Origin of the sequence: Paenibacillus xylanivorans, assembly GCF_001280595.1 — a bacterium.
Classification (GTDB): domain Bacteria; phylum Bacillota; class Bacilli; order Paenibacillales; family Paenibacillaceae; genus Paenibacillus; species Paenibacillus xylanivorans.
Window position 1 is genome coordinate 104821 of sequence record NZ_LITU01000051.1, and the last position, 24024, is coordinate 128844.

Consider the following 24024-nt stretch of genomic DNA (forward strand, 5'->3'; position numbering starts at 1 on the left):
TCATCCTGAATGCTTCTTCTGATCAGCATCGCAACAGATTGAGGTGTATAAGACTTCATAGTATAAATATTACGTTTGGCGCTTTCATGTTGATATGGGCAAACGTATTTGTAAGCCAACACTTCTTCATTTTCTAAATAGTGATATTCGATGGAACTTGATGAGCTGTTCTCAACAAAGTTGTATTTCAAAGCTATGTTTGGAAAAGATTGATCTCTCATTGTATTTACTTCGTTCCAAGAAGGCGTGCTAATTTCCTTACTCCTCTTCCCTGCTATCTCCAGCCAGGCATTAAAAAAATTTTCGCTGAATTGGATAACTATTTTTTCGATAATCCAAAAAAGAATTCTTGTATCTATACAATGTTGGTTCTTCATTTGAAGACTTACAATTTGTTCGGAGAAATAATCTAAGTGATCCTCGATTATCAAAGAAGCTTCCTCAGATATATTGATTTTCCTTAGAGAGTTTTCGTCATAAAAATGTTCCTTATTTAAAAGAGATTTTCTCCAAAAAACATATGCGTATGCATATGGGCAAATCTCAGGGAATTTGGCCATATCATCTGTTTTTCTAAGTTCTATCAATTGCGTAATGCAATGTTGATGGTTCCCAAGAAGATTCTGGAATAACCTGTCTTCGACTTGTCTACATGCCTGTGAGTAATTTCTAAATAATTTTGTTCGGAACCGTTTAGAATAGTAATCATTTGGGTGGATGGGTTCTATTGAATCAAAATGATTAGTTTCCTTGGGCTTTCCTTTAAGTAATAATAACTTCAGGTTGCAATGTTGCTCATGAACGATCCATTTTGGTTGTACTTCTAATTGATGCATGTTCGATTTAATCCATTCTAAAACAGCTTGATCTAATTGCTCTGGCCCTTTCCATTCATTCCAACTAGATATATGAAAGGATCCAATAGGAAACCCGCACTTACATCGGAAAGCATAACCCAACTGTTTATTGGACAATAAAAATGGTATTGTCTCATTACAATCAGGGCAGCTCTTGATCAAATTAAGATTATGAAATGCACACTTGTCTGCAGGCTTAAACTGGTGAAGCCAAGAATGGAAACCTCCTTCCATACACTTTGGGCACCAATGCAATTCTTTGTGAAACCAGTGGTCCCAAGTACTGTATAATCCATAGAATGGTGCAATCAATGCATGAATTATATTTTTATTGTGTTCCAACAAATCGAAATTGAGTGTTTGATGAAGTTTTTGAATATCAAAACCATTTAGCAGCAAGAGATCTCGATGATAATCTCCAATGTACTGCTTGATATTTTTCACTTTTGGACTACCAAAAACTTTTAGAATCTCATTCCGATCTACAAGGTTAACCAAAGCCAATTTTTCAAATACTGACCAAGGTGATTCGTATTCATAGATCCATTCCTTCCTCCAAACGATATTCATTCGTTATCTCCTCTATGTGCTAATGCCATGTAAATTTCAGATTCTATATAACCCGTAAGCTTAATCGCTTCCAACCACTGTTGTGAAGTAATCCATTCAAGTTGATCCCCATGTGTTCCAAAAATTTTTAAAGCATTCTCCACAGCATAAGTAAAGTACTCCATAGGAATTTCAAGCTTTGATTTGACACCGTGTTCCCGACGAAGATCCATAAATTGACGATAGATAATGCCAGCATCCTTCTCAAGACGCTGCCCTTTATCATATCCTTCCGGAAAATAGTAACGCGTGAAGCTACATTCACTGTTTTCAGGATACTCCGATATTTCAGGTGAATCGTAGCAGTGAAGTACGCTTCTGATATCTTCTAGTGAAGTGATTCCAAAAAAACGATGCTCGTGAGTCATAAATCGTCCGATGATTTGTGATTTACGTTGGCCAAGAAAAAACGTCCGTCTACTCAACAACTCTTCTTGACCCACAGAAATTATGGACATGCTAATCTTTGCACGATCTAGTTGATTGTAAATATCCATTAGCCATTGATAATGAGCCTCAGTTAAATTGTGCCCTTCATCCATAATTACTATGACTCTTCTCGTACCAGATGTCTCCGCTTTCTCTTTTAACAAGTTAACAATTTGATTTCTCAATTCTCCTGGTTTTCTTCGAGATACAAATGGAAAATCAAAATCATATAGAAGGTCAGAATAGAACTTCTCCTCGCTAGGAAACCTGTATGTGTTACTGTTGGCTATAAAAATGGGGATAGGCGCGTTTATAAAATTTGGTAAATTCTCAAGAGCAAACTTTAATGCAGTTGTCTTACCTAAACGGGGGCGTCCATACACAATCATTCCAGGCAATCGATTCGTTACAATCTTTTTAAGATTCTCCATCAAACGAAGTACTTCTTTAGTTGGAAGCATATAGTGTCCTACTTCAATAGGGTGTGTCCCAATAGCTATGAGTTGTTTATCCATGTCTGTCTTCTCCTTTATTATTACATCTTGGTCTTAAACTGTTTTAACATACGTTCGTAATTTTCCATCTCATTGAGCTTATCTCTATTGATTTGATCTTCCCGAGCTTTATCAAGCAGTTCATTTTGGAAACTGGCTTCTTCCAAAGCTTTAGTTTGTTCAGCGGGTGGATTGTCAGGTTTATAAGTACTCTCTTCATTTACACGAACTTGTTTATTGACCATTTTTTTAGATTTTTTTTGACTCATAAGATAGTTAGTATATACAAAAATGGGGTCATCCCAAGTTGTGAGATGTAGCACCTTGTTCTTAACTAAGGAATTGATCGATTTTCTTGTTTGTAGGGAATGTGCAGTTAAAGACCATCTTCCGCTTGCTGTCAAATATCCAAATTCGCTTCCATCGGGCAGATATGCTTTCAATGTACGAAGATCATCAACATTTACATGCAGTAAGAGCTCCGTATTTAACAAGTATGCTGCATTCGCAAGTTGGTCACTACGATACGGAACACCCTCATATTGAATATACGGCTTCTTTCCTGATTTCAATGATCCTCGTACTGTTCGTTTTTGGATCGTTTGCATAAAGAGTATCTCCGATCTTTTCTCTTCTTCTAGAAGTCTTGGGGTTAGCCCAGAAACTTTCATTCTTTTCTCTAGGAGCTCTAAGGGAGTTTGATGATAAATTCCCCCGTGAGGAGTTCCGTTATAATTTGAGATTAATACATCAATGAGTTGTTTTAGATGCTCATACGTTATATTTAGCTGGATGGCTTGTTGTTCAGGATCTTTTCTTCTCGGATCCTTGGGTTCACTTCCTGTGGTATTGGGTAAACGATGAAATCCATTTTCCTCCAATGTTTTAAAAAATCGTTCGATAATTCCCCTCCTCATAGGAAGAGCTACCGGCCCTAAATTCATAAAACAACCAATTAAATTCTCAAGGCGATCTTTTACCATTTGAGCATAGTGAGATTTGGCATTATCTAAGCAAATAATATCCCAAACTGACCAAGCTATTTCTGGGAACTTCTCTGAGGGGAAGCCCCCCACTGGATGGTAAGTTAATCCTGGTATCGTGAGTTCTAGTTGTTTATGAGGTATTACAGCATTACGTGCACAATGCATAACATCACTTGCACTGTATTCTTGATTTAAACTAATGGAGTATCCCAATATATTTCGTGTAGCTACATCAATAATTGTAAGGATCCAAAAGCGCCTTAGTATTCTAGTTACGGTGTCCCCTTCAGGTGTAGTCAGTTCTACAGCAAAGAAACCATCAATTCGGTGAGCATCAAATTGAACTTTTTGAAATGGAAATAAGTTTGAAATTTGATTTTGTTGCCCTTCTCCAACATGCCTTGCTTTTTGTGATGCGTCGTCCCCAAAACGCTTTGTTGATCTACAAAAATCTTCATAGGAAATTCGTCTAAGATACCGTTGCACTGCTTTATATCCCATCCACTCTGTATTCAACGGATAATCTGCTTGTGTGACTCCTTTCTTACGGCATTCCTCAATAAAGCGTTTATGAATATACTTTACTTTCATAACCGGCTCCAGAGAGCGTCTCTTTCTCCCGAGAAACAGGTCCTCCAGAAGATCTTTAATATCAGGGTATCTATCCAAGAATCGATTGAATTCGCCCGTTTTTCGTCCGTTTTTTTGGTTCCTATTGAATACGTCCAGTTGATATTCGTTCACATTCTTCTGGGGAATCAAGGCTCTGAATCCCCAAACTTCACCTGTTTGATCATATTGCATACAACGTTTGATGAACCTTCTGACGTTTTGACGAACTATTCCTGTTTCCTGCTTAATCTCTTCTAAGCTAACTCTCTTAAAGTACATCATCACAGCTTTTTTACGATTAATATAAATAAGACGTACTGAATTTTCGAGTGTGCTTTCATCCACTGTTGGCCAAAGTTCTGGATTCATTTGTTCTAGTGCTAATCCGCTTTGTTCATAAACTCGCTCTTTACTCACATGGATACACCTCCAAACATTTCCCGAAAATTTGATCTTCGATGTTTCCACAAACACGTCCTTCATAAAACAACCATTTAAGCGCTAGAATAACCTGCTCTGCTGAATATTGAGGTAATTCTTGAATAATGTCTGAGATTTTCTTCTTGTTTAATGAAACACCATTAAATACATCTAAAACACATGTTGGCTTATTACTGTTGAGGATTGCTGTCACAATGGATGTCCTGTTCTCTATAGAATGCAATCCGCTCCTAATGGTCTTTTCAGTGCGAACTTCATAGGATTTATTATTTATCCTACACCATTCTCGTTGTGCCTCAATCTGACGTTTTGTTCGATCATATTTAGGATGATTTGAAGTGAGTTCCTTCTCATATTTGACTTCGACAAAGGTTTCTGTACCATCTCGATTCAAAATCCACATGTCAAATATGCTTGTATGTAGTTGACCCTTCAAAACATAAGATATTTTAAAAGGTTGCTCACAGTACGTTATAACCTCAGGGTTCGTCTCAACGTTAAGCCAGTGATCAAACTCCAAATCACTGTATAGTTCAATATTGCGTTTCCCTACTTTATTTCCTCTTGAAGTCCAATAATTATTTCCATACTTTTTACTTCGTGAAATCTTGAGAGGATGATACTTGATGTCTTGAAAATTCTCCACAAAGAACATCCCTTTCTTAATTTGTTTAAGGTATGAACAAAAAAACGATTTTTTATACTCCACTATGTATATCTAGTGTCTCTCTATGAACATACTAAGAAGTAATAGAATTATAGACGGAGGGATTCAAATGTCAGAAGAAGAGTTCTATAAATGGCTGGGAATATGTTTACGAGACCTTCGGAAGTCGAAAAAGCAAACACAAGAAGAGGTTTGTCAGATTTATCCTCTGGCCCGTTCTTCCCTAGCCAATATTGAGCGAGGTAGGCATATGATTAGTGCATATAACCTATATCTGCTACTTCATGTTCTAGATATTCCTCTGGAAGCTTTATTTAGTAAGTTATCGTATGAAGGAAGAAATAACTCTTAAATGTATAAATAAATAGTGAGAAGGGAACACAACCAGAAAAAGAATAAAGGATGTGTTTCAGGTAATGAAGGTACAAGAATATCGTGATTTAGAAAAACTATTCGACATAGCGAATATGCTGCCTCAGGTAGTTACTAACTTTATTCAGCAGAAGCTTAATGAAAACGTCTCCCCTTCTTCTCTACTAGAATACTCAAGGGACTTTCGTATATTCTTTAGTTGGATCAGACCAAAAATTTGGCCATATGTTGCTTCTGAGAGCGAGCTGAAATTGGAATTGTTTAATGACATTAAACGTGAGCATGTGCAGCAATTTATTGACTATCTATATGTGAAAAGAAATTTGCAATATATCTCTATGGTGCGTAAGTTTAACGCACTACGTTCCTTATTTAGCTTTATACATCTCGAGTTTGAGAACAAAGGCTTTCCTATTTTACGCCGTAATGTGTTTGCCACATTTACGATGGAAAGACCCCAAGACCCACTCCAGGTAGCTCGCTCATTACAAAACAAGGTGTTACGGCTTGATGAGATCAATCAATTTGTTCATTTTGTTCAAGAAGGAATTACTGAACAGAATAATCTCCAAGCTCAGTGGTTTTACATTCAAAATCGATCTCGTGATGTAAGTATTATTACATTACTTTTGGAATCTGGCTTAATAGTAAGTGATTTAGTGAATATGGATATGAATGATGTAAATATGATAGATGGCCACATCCTAATCACAAGACAAAAAGCTAAAGTCAGAATGAGCCATAAAGTTATGATTGGTGAAAATGCCAAACAATACCTTATTGATTATATGAATGTGAGAATTAGATCTTACAATCCTAACAAAGAAGAAGAAGCATTCTTTTTAGCTAGACCCAATGGAGAAGTACACGGAAAACGAATTTCCAAAAGGACCATCCAAGTTATGGTTAAAAAGTATGCTTCGAAATTTGGTGCCTCAGAGGTAACTACTAGGCAGCTTACCCACTCTTTTGGACTGCAGTATGCTGAACGGAATACGGTTAGAAACACGAAGCATCAAATGGCTCAGCGTAGTATAGAATCAGTTGAGAAGTATTTAATTTTGTCTAGTATTTTCAAATGACTATCATTACAAGCCTTATCTAATGTAGATGAGGCTCTTTTTTAGAAAAGTCCTCTTATTTGATCTGTTTTGTTATATTATTCTTCAACTCTTTTAATTGGTTTAATTGCTCATGATAGTGTTCTACTTCATTCATATTCAAATTCCGGACATTAACCCAAGTTGCCAGACTTACTTCCTGGTGCTTTAAAGATATGATAATTATGGCTTCATGATAGTTGTGTAAGTACACCACTGGTATCATCCACTCCCCTTCCTCTCTGGCTAGTACAAACCATCTCTTTTTGATCACTGCACGGTTCGTATATACTCTTCCGTTAAACAAAATTCCTTGAGCTGATATGGTAGCTATTCCGATAGCTGCTTTTATTTGATTTGTCATCATCTCCACCTCCTTTATTATTTATGTCCATTCAAATTGATATATAAACTTATCATTTTATCAAAATAATCTATATACATTAATGTATCGAAGGTTTCGCATTGTTTAGACTAAATTAGAGGTGTGGCAATGAACGAACCTGTTTTAAGATTAGTAGGACAACGCGTCCGGGAATTACGGAAAAAACAAGGATTTTCGCAGGAAGAATTAGGCGAAATGGCTGGTTTTCACTTCTCCTACATTGGGGGCGTAGAGCGTGCCGAGAAAAATATTACCTTGTTAAATCTTCAGAAAATTGCAGATGCTCTTCAAGTCAATGTTCATGAACTCTTTTATTACAGCAAGTATGTTAAGACTGGAAACAGTGATAAAGAGAAATTGCTAAACGAACTTAATGAGAAGCTTTGGCCTTTGAAATCTTCCGATCTAAAAAAGGTTAATCTGCTCTTATCTGAATTTTTCGATAGTTAAGACAAAGAAGCCGATGTCAGAGACATCCGCTTTTTTTGTTTCAAATTTATTTAAAATTCCCACGCTACTTCACTTTGTAAGTTAATCCAAGAGTGTCGATTATTCTGCTGTACTAGTCCCTCCATCATATTACGCTCACTCGTTAATGTTAAAAGCAAATATTTCGTTTCAATGTTCTGCAAATGTAGAAGCTCATACACTTGTGACAATGAAAAGTATCCTCTAGCTGCATATAATTTTACTTGTTCCATATCAATCTTTCCACTCCGTTGTAGCAGCTGCTTCCCTCCCATTCTATACGCAGCATCGGCATCAATGTTTGGATCTGGAATTACTACACTTAGCTTTCCTACAGGTAAGGTTACTTTGTGCTGATTCATACGCAACATCCCTTTAAATGCGAGATTACGTATAGACTCCCACTGTTTAACAAAGCTAGAGTAGATCCTTTTATGATGCTTCCATTGGTCTAAAAGCCAGTATATGTTGTTGTTTGTAATGTTCTTTCTATACGCACAGAATTCCTCTTCTCTGGAGCCACTATTAGCTCTGATCGGAGAAAATCTTAAGTATTGGTTGCCAGCTGTACGGAATTCTTGAAGTGATAATTTCTCTGACTCATTTAGTTTGTTTAATTTAATCCGCACCACTTTAGATAGAACACCATGATTATCCAATAAGTCGAACAATTGCTGATTTTTCAGATCGTACTCTTTAGTTGCAATAAATTTGCCAACAACATTTTGTTTTGTCCACTCAAGTCGCTGAAGTCCAAGGGATGATTGATATTCACCAATGGCCTGTCTCAGCAATTGTACTTTTGCACCTGAACTGTGCATTTGCTCATAGTTTGATGATTGAACAAAATGAATGATTTTTTCTATGCTCACTAATCTATTCTCCTTTGTGATCAGATTAGTGAGTGGTATTGCCAGTTTTGATATGTTTCATTCAAAGTAGAGAGTAAATTATTCATTTTACCTTGTAAAATTCAATTCAACTAAGCAATTGTTGTTGCCTTTCACCTATTATTATTTTTCAACCTAAATGAGTCCTGAAATTAAGTGGTCCCTTGCTTGAACGTTAAAAGTTCATTCAAAACTTCTAATTTTGTTACGTTCTATACTAATTCATCATGTATTAAACTATTATGATGCAGATAGAATTATTTTGTTGAAATAAATTTCTATTTCAAAATGAGATTGATTGAGGCAAATATCAACATGACGTGATACTTTCATTATCACATATATTGAATAAAGCCAGCATTTTAAGTGCTGGCTTTTCATTAGAAATCGTTTATTTATCTTTGAGGAATGACGGTGTACCATAGTTTGCCTTTCGCTGGTAAACAACGGTCACTTCTCGATCAGGACCACCATCTGACGAAGGAGCCATGAGTTTTACTTTGGGAAGATCACCAACTCGTTGTTGTTTAATAAACTCTTCATTCGTTTTACTCATTTTAATCCTCCCCATAGAGATAATTTAATTTGGTTAGAAGTTCTTGATTTTCTTCATCTAAAGTAGCAAACTCTTCAATCGAAACCTCTTCCTGTCCTCGGATATGAAGAGTTATTGCAATTTACCCAAAGGTTAACACAAAAATTATCCATGTGTAAATGACACTCTGCCATTTAATAGAATGTTGCATTGAGGCAAAAAATACCGACCCTTCAACTTCAAAGGTCGGTTTACCCAATAGGGAGAAGAAAACAATGGTTATAACTGCATTATATCCACCCTATGAAGTTATATACCGTATTCTGCACTTACTCTAAGTTTATTTGGGCAAATCAGTAATATCAACGTTCATTTGTTCAGTAAGCATTAAGGTTACATCCACTTTTACTTTGCTCCACAATAGTGTCATTTTATGAAGGTAACCTCTTACCGAATAATCTACCGTTAAACTCAGCTCAGATCTCTTTTCATCTATGATTTTAATATGATGTTCCTTTAGTCTTAGTTTCGATTTGTACATCTCTAAAGCAATTTTCTTTTGGGTACCGTCCAAGTAGTCAACGTACACAGATTTCATCTTAAAGTTTGAAGCATATATTTTATGTTTATCTACCTCCAGAGCACCTAAAAGATAGGGTAGCTCTACCACCCTCTTCACGAGTGAAAGTTCCTCAGAAGTCTGTCGCACTTTATACGCCTCCTTCTTCAAGTTTTACAGCGACCAATTGATCAAAATCGACCCATTCAAATCCATTCTCCATTTCAATTTTGATTTTCTTTCCAAAGGTACTGACTGAAGTGACGATCCCGCGTATATACCGATTGCCCCACTCATGAAACACTTCAATGGTGGCTTGCAACGTATAGTAAAGCGACATATCTATATTTTGTGCAATAATCTCCCACTCATCTTCATGGACTATAGGTCTTACTTGATAATGAATTTGAGTACGATGCTGTATAATTCGTTCTTTATGTTGTGGAAGCATCATGCGGCTCGATTCCCATAATCCATTGGCCTCAAGTTTTTTGCTCATTTGTAATGCCCCCCAATTTTAGATGCTCTATCTATCGCTTGACCGGCAGCCGTAATAGAGCTCGCTCGTAGAATGGCAATATCGCCAAATCGATCCTTAATGTCGTCCATCACCTGATCAATTGCGCGTTTCTGCTCTTGATCATCAAAAAACGATAGTTGATATGTATCCGCGTTGGATAATTGAGAAAGGGAAACGCCTACACGGCGTACAGGTTGCCCATCCCAGTGTTGATGAAATATGCGTTTGGCTATCTTGCACACATCAACAGTTATGTTTGTAGGATCAGACAGTTTAACCTGCCTGTGAAAACCCGTTGGATGGTCAAAATCAGCTCCAGACACACTCACAGAAACGACACTACCCATCAGCCCCTTTTTGCGGGCTCTTCTACACACTTCTGTACAGATATCGAGGATGACCACTTCGATCTCCCATGCTTCTGTATAGTCTCTAGGCAACGTCATACCATTTCCAATATCCTTTTGTGTACTGTGTGTGTTGACGGTCACTGGCGAGTGATCCAGTCCATTTGCGACTCGCCAGATGACCTCTCCATTAACGCCCCACTTACTTCTTAGTTTGGAAAGAGGTGTATTCGCCAGGTCTCTAATGGTTCGGATGCCCATTTTCCACAAATGTTTTTCCATTCTGGAGCCAATCCCCCACATATCGCGGATGGGCTTATCTCCAATGTGAAGGTGTAACTCCTCTTTCTTTAAGTGGAAAATGCCCCCCTCTGCTTTTTTAGCAATCATATCGCAGCACAATTTACTGATAATTTTGTTTTCACCAATGCCAGCTCTCGCGTAAACACCTGTTTCATTATAGATTTTGTCTTGAATTTGCTTGGCTAAATCGATTGGATCATTACCGAATAGATGCATAGACCCTGTAAAATCAGCGAATAATTCGTCTATGCTGTACGGTTCAACCAGATCGGTGAACTCCTCAATAATGGACATGATTTGAGTGGATACTTCGATGTATTCTTGCATGTGTGGTTTCACAATGATCAGTTCAGGGCACTTCTGAAGAGACTGCCAGAGTGGTTCCGCGGTAGATACACCTTTAGCTTTGGCTAATGGACAAGCGGCAAGGATAATTCCAGAACGTCTTGCTGGATCGCCTGCGACGGCGAGTGGTCTATTTTTGTATTGAGGCATTTTTGCCTTTTCGACTGAAGCATAAAAGCTCTGCATATCAATGAGCATAATGGTTCGCTGCTTAGTCAACACTGAAATCACTCCTGTACTTTTAAGAACGTATGTTTGTATATATATTATAAACCGAACACACGTTCTTTATGCAAGAGGTAAATATTTATATTCAGCCAAGATAAGGTCATACTCAACATTCCGAAACGGGTGTCTTATGACAAAAAAAGACCCTGAGGGGCTAAACCCTCAAGGTCAGTACATTAGGCAATCACTAATTTCACTTGTCTATTTGCCAACACAACATTCAATTGTCTTAGAAAAAATGTATCCCATTTAAAGAAATCACTAGCATTTTGCAAATTAATTGTAAATGGCGGCATTCCTCCAAAGCCCCTCAAGACAATCCTCTAAACTCAATAAATCGAAACCGAAGTATCCTCTCGGTCCATTGATTACTACCTTAAAGCACAAAAGAACGAAGTTACATCCGCAACATAAGTTGCATCACATGGATAAACCTCACATCTATTATTCTATTGATACTATTTAAAAGATAAAGGTTTGTGGCTGCAGGGAGCTCTTCTCTCCACATCTCCCAGCTAGTTAAAGCTTCTTTAGAGTCTTTCGTTAAAAATGTGCATCTGAGTTCTAAATCACTTTGCTGATTAATGTTCTCACTTTGATGAAGATATTTTTGTTCGGAGAAATACGTAATAAAAGAACTTGTATGGTATTTAAATTATCTGAGAATTCAAGCTAGCAAACAGTCCGAATACCGCTTACCAATTCACACTGATATATAAGAAATAATAGATTAGTTTTTTATGATCATACTATATCCCTATATCCCAATAATCACTGAGGATAGATCCACTCATTTACCAACTCATTTGCCACATAAAGCAGACTATTCGCTAGTTCGGAGATATATACACCATCCTGTTCAGGGTCATCCTCAAAAAAGCGATTAAGAGTATGTGCAGATATTGCATAAGCTATTGGAGAATAATTCTCACCGAGTTCATTTGTAGACCAGATTTTACTTCTGTCGTTAGCATATGATTCAAAGTAGTCTGCAATAGCACTTAAATCATTATGAAAAGCACCTTCATTACGTGTTACTCTTAAAGCATTTCCTTTGAATTTTGTAGCTTTTTTAGAATTTAGAATATGAACACATTCTTTAAACTTTTCATTATTGCTATAACTATTAGTCTTACATATATCTTTTTTTATACAATTATAATTATGTAAGGATTCGAACAGGAAGCCGATATTCATCATTAGTGTAACAGATAACTCATGTATCAGTGCTGGTGTCCATCCATTTCTCCCTTCAACTATCTTTCTTATATATCCGTACTTTTCTAAGCCCATTATTATTGCTATTAGATGTAATTCTTTGATTTCTCCCAACTTCTTTTTTGTTTCTTCTTTCCTTAAGAACTCCCGATCCAATTGAGTCATAAGACACCTCCTATGTACTATATCGTTCAAAATCAAGAAATTTTTACTTAATAAATGAAATGATTTTAGCGTAGAATCTAAGTAAAAGATTCTTCGTCGATACTGATTAAATAAAAAAAACCGCTAAATTTGTGAGCTCAATGGGAACATGGTTCTTGTTCCTCGATACATATTGCTATTTTCTCATGCGTTATATGTTTAGACGTACGACGTTATATTGTTCAAAAAGGTTACTTCTTATATTGTTGTTACCTATTGTAATTCTCCTATCTTTCCGTAACAATCAAAAGAACAATATAAATTCAACTAAAAATGAACTGTCTGCTCTTCACTACTGAACCTACTTCACTCATGGTTTTGAGTTGATCCAAGGTTGACCCGAGCAAGCACCCATGCTAAGCATATTACATAAAAAGGCTCGCCAAATTGGAGAGCCTTTTTTATGTAATATTTAATTATTGAATTTATACAAACTTGGGTTTTTCTTTTCTCTAAAATTAACTTTAATATTATACTTACTTAAGTTTGTTTTTATTTCTTCGATCGCATCAGGCTTTAATTGAGAACGACTTGTATTAAAAGTGACCTCTCCGTTAATTTTTTTATTCAAGTAATATAAGTTTAAAAAGTAATTTGTATCCTCCGTAAGGAAGTTTCTTTTCCATGGCTCAATCACTGATTCAACAATAATTAATCTGATTTTTGCCAGTCTCCTCTTATTATTTCTAATGCGGTTGTACCAAGACAAAATTACACCTATATATACAACCATTAATACCTGAACAATTTTCGAAATAGTTGAGTTTAAATGGAGGAATATAGATATTAAAGAAAATGAAAGCAAGAATGACGGAACTATTATTCGAAATATGTTGTATCTACTCAGAAATGGTTCATCATCGCGGAGAAAGCCAAATGAATTATTTAGAATCTTGTTTGCACTAAAACCGATAAGTAAGGAGAAGGCAATAGAAAGAAATGCTAACCCAATAACTCCCATTGCCTTCACCCCTCACTAATCCATAATTTTGAATTTCGATTCTCTATAAACTTTGTTCTTAATAACTACTTGGATTTTCCCTTCTGAGATATTCCTAGGAACAATTGAAGTGCCGAATTTCCCAATATATTCTTGTGTAGTTTCGTCATATTTGATCTCCAGTTCACTTGGTGGTAATTTGGGGCCCTTAGGAACAAGTTTAACTTTTACAGAATCATTTTTTACAAACCCATTTTCTGATACAATTTTAAAACTAAAAGTATATAATTCCTGATCCTTAGCACTTAAAACTTCAGTAGGATGATTTATCCATAGGATATCTAATTCTTGTTTAAAGACCAGACTAATGATATTTCCATCTATTGTGTAAATAGATATATTAGTAGTCGTTCTTCTTATTTTAGTTTGTCTAGACACTTCACGATTGTTTGCAAATATACTAGCAGTATTATCTGCCAATCCGAGTGCTTCAAGTATTTGTTCATACCGTTCAAACTTACTAATAAATATAAATCTTCTTGTTAATTCATTAGGTAATTTGAGGTACTTGTCAATTTCTTTATTTCCAACTTGGTCGATTGAGTAGAATTTAATTACTTCATTATCATATTCAGCAGTTATTGGATCTTGTTCATATACTTTATCATTTTTATTTTTTTCTTGCTTATAGCTGTATTTAGTTGTTACTTTCCCCATTGAATCATCTTTAGCATTCAAGAAGACTTGAATTTTATCTGAGAAAAGCATCATTGTATAATTTGTTCTTGGTGGGTCGGTATCATAAATAAAAGTGTATTTTAAAGGCTTCTCATCAATCATGCCATACTTAGAAACAGTATAAATAATAATTTCATTGGGCCCAGGAGTAGGATGAATGATAAATTCTCTATTTATAGTCGCGAGCTTTTTATGATTATGGATTATCCTTGTTTCTAAATATTCGTCTTGTGTAATGCCTTCAAAAGTTGTTATAAATTTAAGGGGTGCTTGTATAATCATTTTGTCCTCTATCATAAGTTCTGAACCATATTGCAATTCATAGGATGCTTTTGTTGCAGGCTTTACTTTATCCCTTGAAATTTCTGGTGTAAACGTTAACGGTTCTACTTTCTTGCTATTATTAACAGTTAACAACATATTATCCACCGATTCTAAGTGGAGTGTGGAAATCATTCCCTCTTTTACTTCAATTGATGGGAAAATATTCACTTTAGCAATATCACCTTGTTCATACTGGATTACCTCAACAGAAGCAGTACCTTGCTCTTTACCTTCAATTTTGTATTCAACATCATTTTCTCTCTCATCTCTGAAGTAGTAAGTTGTATCCCCAAAAACCATAAAATCATCCATCACATCAGAATCAGAGTCATCAATTTCATCAGTTATATAATCTAATTGTTGTTTTAATTCAAAAAGGTCCTTTGCCTCCCCAGCGATCAACATATTTCCTTCCGTGTAGACTGAAACTTTAACGGGGCATGCGATTTTGATTATTTGACCCGAAAACTTCTCACTAGGAACATGTTTAAAATCATCATAAAAATTCTCTTCTTTTCCGCCAATTATTGCCTTTACCCAATTTATAACTTTTATATCTTTAACAATTCCAACATGTGAAGCTTTAGTGTATCTGCATACAGTCTTTTGATCGTAAGGCAGGGCATAGTTTACAGGGACTGTGCGATCACCAGCTCCCATAAGTATTTTCTCCTTTTCATAATAATGATCTTTCTCATAAATAACCGGAGTAACTATAGTCTTCGCAGTCGCGTAACCTTGGCCGACTACAGCATATGATCGGATCCCTTCAGGCCAATCACCCTGTACATTTTCTGCAAAATTTTTAGCTACATTTCTGTACATTTCCTTTTGATTGTCATCAAAAAGGTTAGCCACTATTTCATTTATATGTAAGTATCGATTAAAATCTTCATTTGGATTAAAAACCAAATCTTTCTGAGTATCTTTATCTATATGCGGCAATAACTGATATACAGATGGGAATGTACTTGCCAATTCCTTCATGATTGCTGCTGAAGTTAGGGGAACTGTAGGCATTGGATGAGGTTCTCCATAGTATAACTTCCATAATGCATCTGGAGCTCCTCTCCAAGGCGTAGCTAGTGTTACTACATTTTTAATATTATCTACTACACTATGACCTTCTTGCAGACACCATTTTACAAAGAGCCTAGTCAACAATCCACCCATACTATGGGCTACTATGGTTACATCTGTTTTACCCTCCACAATCTCTTTCAATCGTTCAAAAGTATCAGTTGTTAATAAATTTTGCCGCCAATCATAATGGAAAAAATCATAAGATTTAGAATATTCCTTCTCAAATTGTTTGTGAATTACAGAGTAAAATTGCTTTACATACACCAAAAGCGGTGCAGACTCCATAATCTCAGGATGTTTTAAAATTGAGATTTCTTTAACTGCCGACGGAAGCATAACCGGCCATTTTCTCGCATCTTTAATTTTTAATTCTGATCCCATTATTCCAGGTATGAAAACAACATGACCCATATATCTAACACTCCTAAATATTATTTTTTTGAAGGATTTGTAATAAAAACTTGAAAAAAAAAGCATTATCCTTTCATTATATAATGTTGCATGGAACTGTCTATAACTTTTTTAGCCAACGCGCCACGATCTTAGAAAATTGAGAATAAAAGCTATTTATGCTTTTTTACGCGGATATCCTTGACTTAAAAAGCCGTTTATGTGATACGCCGAAGCTCCTAAGCTCCCGACTATATTGATAAAATATGGTATATCGGAAGCATTTATAATTAAAAAATCCTGCCTGTTAATGTAAGAATTTTCCGATCAACACAGACAGCTTCATTTTCGCGTTTATTCAATTATCGTTTCCGTTAAATTGAAGCTGACTTTTAGAACAGTAAGTAAAAAGAAGCAAGTCTATAAAGACGTGCTTCCTCTATGAAGCTAGTTAATTCTTGACTATTTGTCTCTGTGCTTCTTCTTATTTTTTTGAACCCTAAATTACGCCTAATCCACAAACAGTAGGGACATATTCTTGTCCTAAACAGCTAGTTTCAGTCGGGTATTTCGCTTTTTTTGCCTCTGTTTACCTCTAAACGTGCCAGTTGATCCATTACAATGTGAACATTTTCATGTATTACGGTATTTAATAAGGTTTTAAGTGGCATGTACTCATATTTAGACATACATCTAATCGCTAATCGGACAATGTTCTTGTCCATTCCGGCAATGGAACTAAGTTCGTGTCCCTGGACAATAATTCACTTCGCCGGTTTCTCAATCATTCAACAACAAAAATGCTGCGCAGCAGCGCCGGCGGTTTTGTTTAGAGGCTCTATTATCGGATTATACTTAGGGATTTGGAATATAGTCGAATTGAGGACAAGAACTTGTACCGATTCCCGTTTACTTTCCCATTTCTTGAAATCGCTGACTTATTTCATAGTTATAAAAAGTAGTTAAGTTAATTGAGTAGTGATAGTAAAGTAAATGAGACGTTTATTTTCGGGATAAGTTAAACTCCCCCTAGACCACAATTCAGCAGATCGGAGGCAAAGTTTTTGTCTCAAAAATTTAAAAAAGCAGCTTATTAGCTGCTTCTAATGGAACCAGTGCTGTATGAAGATTACAACCCATTAGGGTAATTGCATTGCTTTATCCATAAATATTTTATCTACTTCACTTACAGTCATCCCAAAATGCTTACTTGCTTTTTCGACTACGATCGGATCATGGACTTCAGAGACATAATTTTCACCGTAATTAGTTATTACATCAAATTCTTGCATGATATACTGGTAAACTGCATCCTCATCTACTGATCTAGCTGTACTATCTTGTGTGTTTTCAGCAGTACTTGGATCATACTTGAAAGGCTGTTCCTCTTTTTCATGATATGATACAGGTATTAACGCTTTTATATTGTTTTCATTGGAATCAGATGAAACATGTTCACCGAATAGAAGCTCATCTTCTTCACCAATAGTCTCTTTAACTACCTCAGATTGCTCTTTTGGTGTAGGTGATGTGACTAATACTTCATAATCTCCAGGTTTTTCTTCAAACCATTCACTGCTAAACATTCCATTTTGAACGATAACCGTACTTTGATACGTAAATCCATTTTTGTTTGAAATATCTAATACCAACTTCATATCTGAAGGTAAATTAGTAGAACCATGAAACTTAAGTCCCTTCATCTGGTCGTACTCTTCAACGATAGCTAAATCCACCTGAACCTTTTCCTTTATTTCTTCTTCCACTTTATTAGTTGAACTCACTTCATTAGGGACTACTTTCTCAGAGTTGCAACCTACTAATAATACAATCATCACTAAAAGTAGTATGGTTACTGACTTTTTCATCTTTGAACTCCTTTTAATTCTATTTTGCTTTTAAAATCTATGTACTCCACTAGCCTCTTAGATTTTCATAATCCTCCGCCCTCCTTGGACTCTAACATGGATGGCTAACCCCCTTTCTTACTTAATATATCGGAAAAACAAATCGATAAATTAGATAATCACGGAGTAGTTACAACATGAAATGAATAGAGTACATAGCCAAGTGCAAATTCCAGCGTAGATTCACTCACAACAGATAAAAAATCCTTTTGCAAGCAGCGAGAGAGTGAAAATTACGGGATCCACCTGAAGATCTGTATGTATTCATTGGTAACTAACATTTTATTATTTATCGATGCTGTACACTGACATAAAGTTCCCTACAAAAATGACTGTAATATCAGATTCCGTCAGAACTCCAGAGGTTTTACGTATATCAGAAACTATAGCACTTGACCTTGATGATATTGATTCCATAACAGCTCAAATTTCTATTATTACTGTTACAATAAGCGATATTGCACTTGATGATCTATTATCGTATCTTGCTGTACGTAAAGAAATATATCGTGTAAGTGATCAACAAAAGGCTTTATTTTTGTCCCTTCCAACTGGTCCTCAAGGAATTGCTAGCAGATTAAATGTGAATCTATTCCTTTTGAAATACGTATATATTAACAGGAACCTTCAGAAAGGAATGACACACAATAAATTCTGGAATAGCACGAAAGCCCGGTTGGAAAAAGCAAAGGAAAATGATTAGTATCAGTAAGAGAAATGCAAGGCTCATTAAAACAATTGCAGGTATTGTCTCTTTACTTTTTGGAGCTTTTGCTTCGAATTACCCAGGTAGAGCACATTGGTATGATGTAGGCGTAGATGAGATATTCGTCTCAGTTCAGTTTTGTGCAGTTATCTTATCAACCGCAATATATGTATTTCTACTAAAAGACGAAAGGAAAGTTTTTAATAAAACAGAGACCTATTTAACTTTATTATCCCTCGGTTTCCTCATATTTAATATTGTTACCGAATCCTCTTACTTGTTTGTTTGTTGTTTGCTTGTCTTGTTTATCACCTTAGCTAGTGTGAAAAATTCATTGCCGCGGAAACAATTAAATATTAGCTAGATTTATACAATATCATCCAATCATACTAATCACCTTTCTTTATGTAAAAGACCACTTGGAATACCAGGTGACCAAAAAAAGAGCCGCTAAATAGCGACTCATTTTTTGGTCACCGTCTCAAGAGTTATATAGTTTTCCCGGCGGTATCCTGTATCGTATGATTATTTTGTGAGTTTAATAAATTATTTACCGAGCTCAGTTGAGTACCTGTTATTTTTCAACCAAAGTTCCAAATATTCATCCCATATATGCTTAGCACATATTTCACTACAAGCCCGGTCTGATAGTGTATTCGACTTGCGAATCCCATGCTGGTCTACGATGTACCAATATTCAGGTTGCACATCTATCGAAACCTTCTTACCACAAAACCCACAATGAAAGCTCCATACTCTTTTAAAAAGGTCAAATTCGCCTCGCTTATAGACCGGTTTTCCGTGGCGCACATACCTGCCAGTCTTTTGAAAATCAAAACCCATGTTTTCTAAATGTATGCTTTTGTTTTCATCATCAAGAGCCTTCTGTATTCCTGCATCTCCATAGGCCAACAACAGTTTAAGGGCAATGTCGATGCCTTCATCAGGCCCCTTATAATAACCCTCGCGGTCAATTAGGACATAACCTTCTTTCCCGTCCACCTCTACCTTTTGCAAAGTATACGGCGAGAAATACTCACTTATACTTCTGTGAATCATCTTTTGACTGCCCCCATTATCTTGGCATTACTGCATCCAAAAGTACAATGCGACCACTACAAGTATTACTATAGGTAAAGACAACGCCCAAACCAAATCAAATGGCAAATCAGTTTTAGCAAATGCCCGCTTTATCATGCCCTTTGATCCCTTGTATGTTCCGTATCCCACAATACCTGCTATTAATATACCAAATTCGACCGCCCTTTAGTAGCTTAGTATGCTGTTACCTCACTTTATTGTTGAAGATAAAGACTATGTCCATTTACCTCGACATTTTACGGTCACGTTTATCTACTGCTTCGAAACTAAATATAACAATCAACTCTTTGTTCTTCTAATTTTGGATTTATGTATAAAGGAAAAAACAAGTCCTAACAAAAACAATAAAGGTACTGGTGTCATGAGAGTCCAACCCAACCACGGGAATGTATCGAAATAAACAATAACATAACAACAGAAAGTGATACTATTGCTTGCATCATATCTCATCCTTGTATAATTGTGGTGTCAAGTTCTTAACCGTGGCACTGTGCGCATGTGGGGCCGAAAAATTTCGATGAATTTATTGTATCCAATTAAATAAGAAAGAATTTTCCTGTTAGTTTAAATAAAAGCAGCCGATCACAATGGGTCAGCTGCTTTCTTATTGTATTGAGTTAATATTACCCGTTAGTTTAACATTGAAGATGGCTGTCGATTTCAATAAAAAGTAGCATCCTGGCCCTAGCATAGGTATACTCCTACTATGCGATTATCGCTTGGTTCAAATCGCCAGTACCTCAGACTTTTGGTTTAAATTATTCTTGTACGCTGATATCAGATTTTTTCCGCATAGATAAAGATAATACTGCTGGAATGATTCCAAGCGCAACACCGATGGCCCCAATAAAACCAACGGCTTGAAGCGATATGTTTTCCACTACCATACCCCCAATTACGGCACCACCAGCCATGCCCAATTGTAAGATTGAAGTGTTCAAGCTCAAGACGATTCCCGAGGCTTTAGGTGCCATGGCAATCAAATATACCTGTTGGACAGGACCTGTTGACCAGGCAAAAAAGGACCACAACATAAGTAAAGGCAACACGAGGTACACGGAAGTATGGGCGAATCCTGTGATTAAAAGCAAGATTCCGGAATGGAAAAGCAGGCCGCCAATCATTGTACGAGGGATACCCAATTTGTCTGCACCATAGCCGCCAACTTGGGAACCAAGAAGACTGGCAATACCGAATGCAAAGAGCCCAATACTAATCATTCGGTCACTCATTCCAGTAATGTTCAGAAGGAATGGGGAGATATACGTGTAAACGATTGTATAACCCATTATCCAGAAAAATCCAATAGATAAAGCGATAGCGATTCGAGGCGTTTTAAGCAGGGATAGCTGTTCCCGTAGGGGTACAGGATTCTCTCCCTTAGACTTGGGAATTGTCAATAGAATAACAAACATTGCGATTAAGCTGAGCACGCCGATCCCCGTGAAAATGAGCTTCCAATCATATGAACCAGCAATCACTCTTCCCAGAGGAACACCAAGAATAAGCGCAAGGTTAAAGCCTAAAAGAACTGTAGCAATTGCACTTCCTTGCTTGCCCTGTAGAGCGGTGTTGGCAGCTACGGTCAGGGCCACCACCATAAATACACCCGTGCCAACTGCCAGTATAATTCTAGCTCCCAGCAGCATAGAGAAGCCAGTAGTTAAAATCGTGACTAGATTTCCTATGAAAAATAGCGTCAAAGCTACCAGCATGAGCTTTCTTCGATCCATTTTTGCAGTCATTGCGATCAAAATTGGAGTGCCTATTGCGTAAGCAAGTGAATAGACAGTGATGAGTTGCCCAGCTGCTGCCAGTGTCACCCCGGTATCGCTTGCTACCCTATCCAATATACCTGAGATTACAAATTCAGATGTTCCTACCAAAAAACTGACCATAGCCAGAACATAAATTTTCCAAGAATTTCTCATGTTAAAATCCCTCACATTCATTTCATCAGTTTTAGAACTGTCGAACTAAAGTTTAATATTGAGCTGTACCTTATTGGCTCACTTACAGTCCTCTTATTTTCTTGCTAGCTCCTTATGAACAATGGGTGCAACTTTTGTACCGAGAAACTCGATCGTCCGCAGCAATTCCAAATGAGACAGTGAACTGAAATCAACGTACATAAGGAAACGGGTCAAACTTAATTTCTCTTGCGCAAGCAGAATCTTCTCCGCTACATATTCTGGATCTCCAACATATAGAGCACCACGCAGGTTGCAAGCTTCTTTGAACGTGTCGCGAGTGTAAGGTGCCCACCCTCGTTCTCGTCCAATCTTATTCATCTGTTCAGCCATAACGGGAAAGTAATTTTTAGCGGCTATTTCAAACGATTCCGCAATAAAGCCATGGGAATGGGATGCAATCTGTAACTTGCAGGGATCATGCCCAGCTTTCTTAGCAGCTTCCTTATATAGCTCCACCAATGGTGCAAAGCGTTCTGGCATTCCACCGATAATCGAGAAGATAACAGGAAGTCCCAACTTACCAGCTCGAACAGCCGACTCAGGACTACCGCCAGTGGCTATCCAAACTGGCAATGGGTCCTGCTCAGCACGGGGATATACGCCCATATTATTTATAGCTGGACGATGTCCACCACTCCATTGCACCTTTTCATTAGCTCGTATTTTTAATAATAGTTCAAGTTTCTCTTCGTACAACTCTTCATAATCGTTCAAGTCATATCCGAATAGTGGAAACGATTCAACAAAAGAGCCACGTCCAGCCATGATCTCGGCTCGCCCTTTAGATAGAACGTCCAGAGTTGCGAAATCCTGATATACACGGACAGGATCATCCGAAGAGAGTACTGTTACAGCGCTAGATAGCCGTATCCGCTTAGTTGTAGATGCTGCAGTCGCAAGAATGACCGCCGGTGATGAGCTTGTATAGTCGATTCGATGATGTTCTCCAATAGCATACACATCGAGCCCAACCTGATCAGCCAGTTGAATTTCCTCGATCGCTTGTCGTAGCCTCTCTGCCGGGGATACACTACCATGTTCTGGATTTGTATGGAGAAAGGTGGTGATTCCCAGTTCCATGCTTGACTTTTCTTTCATTCTCATTGGCTCCTTTTCATTTCTTCACTTCTAGAAATGTAGAAATGTTATTTAAAAAAATTTACGCCAGCAAATAAGGCGCAAATTTCTCTGCCACTTCCTGATTAACACTATAGTGGACAAATGATCCACTTTTAGATGAATTGATTAAGCCAGAGTCGGTTAATTGCTTCAGGTGGTGTGACAATGTTGAACCAGCAACGGTTTTTAGTCGTTCACCAATAGCTGTAAAACATTGATTACTCTCTTTGGCTAACATCACTGCGATTTTTAAACGTGTGGGTTCGCCTAAAGCTTTATATACTTTGACCGCCTGAACCATTTCCATTTCGTTTTCAGCCACGGGAAAATAATCTCCTTTCTAAGGGTCATTCCACATTTCTATAAGTGTCGAAGTGATTATAGCACCCTATTTTTGAAATGTAAAGGGACTACATTATCGCTTAACCTGCCTGAAGAACAGATAGTTTGCTGTCGCCATGCTAACGCTCGTTAGCTTAACGAAAAGAAAGCTAACTTGATTATATGGCTGTATCATAAGCGTTCTAATGGGGATTCACGGCAACTCTATACTTCCAATTTCAACTCGCAGCAAACTTATGCTTCTATTTGTGTTCCGAAAAGCAAAGAAAAAACGAAAAAATGCGGTCGCTAGACAATTTCAAAGCCTTCATCGTTAGCATTTCTTGAAAGATCTCCCTTGAAGCTCATATCTTAGAAACGTGGAAAGAACATCTTACCGAAAAACGTTATGTATCAGATTTTTAAGGCATGTTAAATTATCGCCACTGGCTCCGATATTGAATACCAAACTTACCACGTAAAATATCGACTTTCAGATCCTTTATTTTATCTGCGATCGCCTGGAACAAACCATAAAATCCAACTAGCCAGTCTTCGGGTGGTTTTCTTTTTTGTATTCTTCTTTATTTCTAAACGTTCTCAAAAAGAAATCGACTTTACAGGAACACACTCATTGAAACGCGCTCGGAAAAAACGCGTCTATTTGGAGCCTTTACGACCACACGACGAGCCTGGTTGCTCCGCGCGGCATGCAGTAAATGAACTACAGCGGACAGGAACATCAATGCGACTATGTTATTGTCCCTCGACATACATTTTCTTTGAGATTATCCACATTTCTTTGCACTGTATAATTTCCTAAACAACAAAAACCAGCTAATGTTTGTCAAGC

Annotated in this window: 22 protein-coding genes and 1 pseudogene; 5 read left to right on the plus strand and 18 right to left on the minus strand. The window is 37.0% G+C overall.

From position 1 onward, the window contains the following. The 4 genes and pseudogenes from AMS66_RS09870 to AMS66_RS09885 all read right to left on the minus strand — a co-directional run. Positions 1–1427 (minus strand): annotated as a pseudogene (locus tag AMS66_RS09870) (hypothetical protein); the annotation flags it as partial. Beyond that, positions 1424–2410, minus strand: a complete 987-nt coding sequence (locus AMS66_RS09875) for an ATP-binding protein (RefSeq protein WP_053780629.1) — start codon at positions 2408–2410, stop codon at positions 1424–1426. The gene AMS66_RS09875 and the pseudogene AMS66_RS09870, both read right to left, overlap by 4 nt. A gap of 20 nt (positions 2411–2430) precedes the next feature. Continuing rightward, positions 2431–4404 carry a hypothetical protein gene (locus AMS66_RS09880; protein ID WP_053780630.1) on the minus strand — a complete coding sequence of 658 codons (1974 nt, stop codon included), beginning with the start codon at positions 4402–4404 and terminating at the stop codon, positions 2431–2433. Beyond that, a complete protein-coding gene (locus AMS66_RS09885) occupies positions 4397–5074 on the minus strand; it encodes a TnsA endonuclease N-terminal domain-containing protein (RefSeq protein WP_160319679.1) in 678 nt (225 codons plus the stop codon). The genes AMS66_RS09880 and AMS66_RS09885 overlap by 8 nt, the downstream gene beginning before the upstream one ends. A 130-nt stretch (positions 5075–5204) precedes the next feature. On the opposite strand from AMS66_RS09885, the gene AMS66_RS09890 reads away from it, so the two are divergent. Then, positions 5205–5447 (plus strand): helix-turn-helix domain-containing protein, encoded by a 243-nt coding sequence (locus tag AMS66_RS09890; RefSeq protein WP_053780632.1) that lies wholly within the window; start codon positions 5205–5207, stop codon positions 5445–5447. Between the two features lie 64 nt (positions 5448–5511). After that, positions 5512–6549, plus strand: a complete 1038-nt coding sequence (locus AMS66_RS09895; protein WP_053780633.1) for a tyrosine-type recombinase/integrase — start codon at positions 5512–5514, stop codon at positions 6547–6549. 55 nt (positions 6550–6604) lie between these two features. On the opposite strand, the gene AMS66_RS09900 is transcribed toward AMS66_RS09895, so the two are convergent. Beyond that, complete coding sequence (locus AMS66_RS09900) at positions 6605–6934, minus strand: hypothetical protein (RefSeq protein WP_144424461.1); 330 nt, start codon at positions 6932–6934, stop codon at positions 6605–6607. 126 nt (positions 6935–7060) lie between these two features. On the opposite strand from AMS66_RS09900, the gene AMS66_RS09905 reads away from it, so the two are divergent. Further along, positions 7061–7402, plus strand: coding sequence for a helix-turn-helix domain-containing protein (locus AMS66_RS09905; RefSeq protein ID WP_053780635.1), 342 nt, complete (start codon positions 7061–7063; stop codon positions 7400–7402). Between the two features lie 50 nt (positions 7403–7452). On the opposite strand, the gene AMS66_RS09910 is transcribed toward AMS66_RS09905, so the two are convergent. The 9 genes from AMS66_RS09910 to AMS66_RS09945 form a co-directional block, all read right to left on the minus strand. After that, positions 7453–8292 carry a hypothetical protein gene (locus AMS66_RS09910; RefSeq protein ID WP_053780636.1) on the minus strand — a complete coding sequence of 280 codons (840 nt, stop codon included), beginning with the start codon at positions 8290–8292 and terminating at the stop codon, positions 7453–7455. Between the two features lie 409 nt (positions 8293–8701). Next, positions 8702–8866 carry a hypothetical protein gene (locus tag AMS66_RS32690; protein WP_160319680.1) on the minus strand — a complete coding sequence of 55 codons (165 nt, stop codon included), beginning with the start codon at positions 8864–8866 and terminating at the stop codon, positions 8702–8704. Between the two features lie 319 nt (positions 8867–9185). Continuing rightward, positions 9186–9554, minus strand: coding sequence for a hypothetical protein (locus AMS66_RS09915; protein WP_053780637.1), 369 nt, complete (start codon positions 9552–9554; stop codon positions 9186–9188). Between the two features lies 1 nt (position 9555). After that, entirely contained in the window at positions 9556–9903 is a 348-nt protein-coding gene (locus AMS66_RS09920; RefSeq protein WP_053780638.1) for a YolD-like family protein, read from the minus strand. Further along, positions 9900–11117, minus strand: coding sequence for a DNA polymerase IV (locus AMS66_RS09925; RefSeq protein WP_053780659.1), 1218 nt, complete (start codon positions 11115–11117; stop codon positions 9900–9902). Before AMS66_RS09925 ends, AMS66_RS09920 begins: the two co-directional genes overlap by 4 nt. 801 nt (positions 11118–11918) lie before the next feature. After that, positions 11919–12530, minus strand: coding sequence for a hypothetical protein (locus tag AMS66_RS09930; protein ID WP_053780639.1), 612 nt, complete (start codon positions 12528–12530; stop codon positions 11919–11921). 451 nt (positions 12531–12981) lie between these two features. Beyond that, positions 12982–13530 (minus strand): hypothetical protein, encoded by a 549-nt coding sequence (locus tag AMS66_RS09935; RefSeq protein WP_053780640.1) that lies wholly within the window; start codon positions 13528–13530, stop codon positions 12982–12984. 15 nt (positions 13531–13545) lie between these two features. Then, a complete protein-coding gene (locus AMS66_RS09940) occupies positions 13546–16065 on the minus strand; it encodes a lipase family alpha/beta hydrolase (protein ID WP_053780641.1) in 2520 nt (839 codons plus the stop codon). 1118 nt (positions 16066–17183) lie between these two features. Then, positions 17184–17912, minus strand: coding sequence for a hypothetical protein (locus AMS66_RS09945; RefSeq protein WP_053780642.1), 729 nt, complete (start codon positions 17910–17912; stop codon positions 17184–17186). 367 nt (positions 17913–18279) lie between these two features. Here AMS66_RS09945 and AMS66_RS09950 point away from each other — a divergent pair, with 367 nt between their 5' ends. After that, positions 18280–18654: a hypothetical protein gene (locus tag AMS66_RS09950; protein WP_144424463.1), complete on the plus strand. Its 375-nt coding sequence runs from the start codon at positions 18280–18282 to the stop codon at positions 18652–18654. Further along, entirely contained in the window at positions 18647–19021 is a 375-nt protein-coding gene (gene ypmT, locus AMS66_RS33155) for a protein YpmT (RefSeq protein WP_053780644.1), read from the plus strand. The genes AMS66_RS09950 and ypmT overlap by 8 nt, the downstream gene beginning before the upstream one ends. Before the next feature lie 182 nt (positions 19022–19203). Here the strand turns inward: ypmT and AMS66_RS09960 are convergent, their stop codons facing one another. The 4 genes from AMS66_RS09960 to AMS66_RS09975 form a co-directional block, all read right to left on the minus strand. Then, positions 19204–19716, minus strand: a complete 513-nt coding sequence (locus tag AMS66_RS09960) for a hypothetical protein (protein WP_053780645.1) — start codon at positions 19714–19716, stop codon at positions 19204–19206. 800 nt (positions 19717–20516) lie between these two features. Then, positions 20517–21689, minus strand: coding sequence for an MFS transporter (locus AMS66_RS09965; protein WP_053780646.1), 1173 nt, complete (start codon positions 21687–21689; stop codon positions 20517–20519). Positions 21690–21782: 93 nt separating this feature from the next. Further along, positions 21783–22829: an LLM class flavin-dependent oxidoreductase gene (locus AMS66_RS09970; RefSeq protein ID WP_053780647.1), complete on the minus strand. Its 1047-nt coding sequence runs from the start codon at positions 22827–22829 to the stop codon at positions 21783–21785. Between the two features lie 61 nt (positions 22830–22890). Further along, entirely contained in the window at positions 22891–23172 is a 282-nt protein-coding gene (locus AMS66_RS09975) for an ArsR/SmtB family transcription factor (protein ID WP_082350639.1), read from the minus strand. Between the last annotated feature and the right edge of the window lie 852 nt (positions 23173–24024).

Excerpts from the sequence above, each read along its gene's own strand:
- AMS66_RS09875 (WP_053780629.1), bottom strand. The coding sequence starts at position 2,410 with ATGGATAAACAACTCATAGCTATTGGGACACACCCTATTGAAGTAGGA.
- AMS66_RS09925 (WP_053780659.1), bottom strand. The coding sequence starts at position 11,117 with ATGCTCATTGATATGCAGAGCTTTTATGCTTCAGTCGAAAAGGCAAAA.
- AMS66_RS09940 (WP_053780641.1), bottom strand. The coding sequence starts at position 16,065 with ATGGGTCATGTTGTTTTCATACCTGGAATAATGGGATCAGAATTAAAA.
- AMS66_RS09905 (WP_053780635.1), top strand. The coding sequence starts at position 7,061 with ATGAACGAACCTGTTTTAAGATTAGTAGGACAACGCGTCCGGGAATTA.
- AMS66_RS09890 (WP_053780632.1), top strand. The coding sequence starts at position 5,205 with ATGTCAGAAGAAGAGTTCTATAAATGGCTGGGAATATGTTTACGAGAC.
- AMS66_RS09965 (WP_053780646.1), bottom strand. The coding sequence starts at position 21,689 with ATGAGAAATTCTTGGAAAATTTATGTTCTGGCTATGGTCAGTTTTTTG.
- AMS66_RS09930 (WP_053780639.1), bottom strand. The coding sequence starts at position 12,530 with ATGACTCAATTGGATCGGGAGTTCTTAAGGAAAGAAGAAACAAAAAAG.
- AMS66_RS09950 (WP_144424463.1), top strand. The coding sequence starts at position 18,280 with ATGACTGTAATATCAGATTCCGTCAGAACTCCAGAGGTTTTACGTATA.
- AMS66_RS09935 (WP_053780640.1), bottom strand. The coding sequence starts at position 13,530 with ATGGGAGTTATTGGGTTAGCATTTCTTTCTATTGCCTTCTCCTTACTT.
- AMS66_RS09960 (WP_053780645.1), bottom strand. The coding sequence starts at position 19,716 with ATGATTCACAGAAGTATAAGTGAGTATTTCTCGCCGTATACTTTGCAA.
- AMS66_RS09920 (WP_053780638.1), bottom strand. The coding sequence starts at position 9,903 with ATGAGCAAAAAACTTGAGGCCAATGGATTATGGGAATCGAGCCGCATG.
- ypmT (WP_053780644.1), top strand. The coding sequence starts at position 18,647 with ATGATTAGTATCAGTAAGAGAAATGCAAGGCTCATTAAAACAATTGCA.
- AMS66_RS09970 (WP_053780647.1), bottom strand. The coding sequence starts at position 22,829 with ATGAAAGAAAAGTCAAGCATGGAACTGGGAATCACCACCTTTCTCCAT.
- AMS66_RS09945 (WP_053780642.1), bottom strand. The coding sequence starts at position 17,912 with ATGAAAAAGTCAGTAACCATACTACTTTTAGTGATGATTGTATTATTA.
- AMS66_RS09900 (WP_144424461.1), bottom strand. The coding sequence starts at position 6,934 with ATGATGACAAATCAAATAAAAGCAGCTATCGGAATAGCTACCATATCA.
- AMS66_RS09895 (WP_053780633.1), top strand. The coding sequence starts at position 5,512 with ATGAAGGTACAAGAATATCGTGATTTAGAAAAACTATTCGACATAGCG.
- AMS66_RS32690 (WP_160319680.1), bottom strand. The coding sequence starts at position 8,866 with ATGAGTAAAACGAATGAAGAGTTTATTAAACAACAACGAGTTGGTGAT.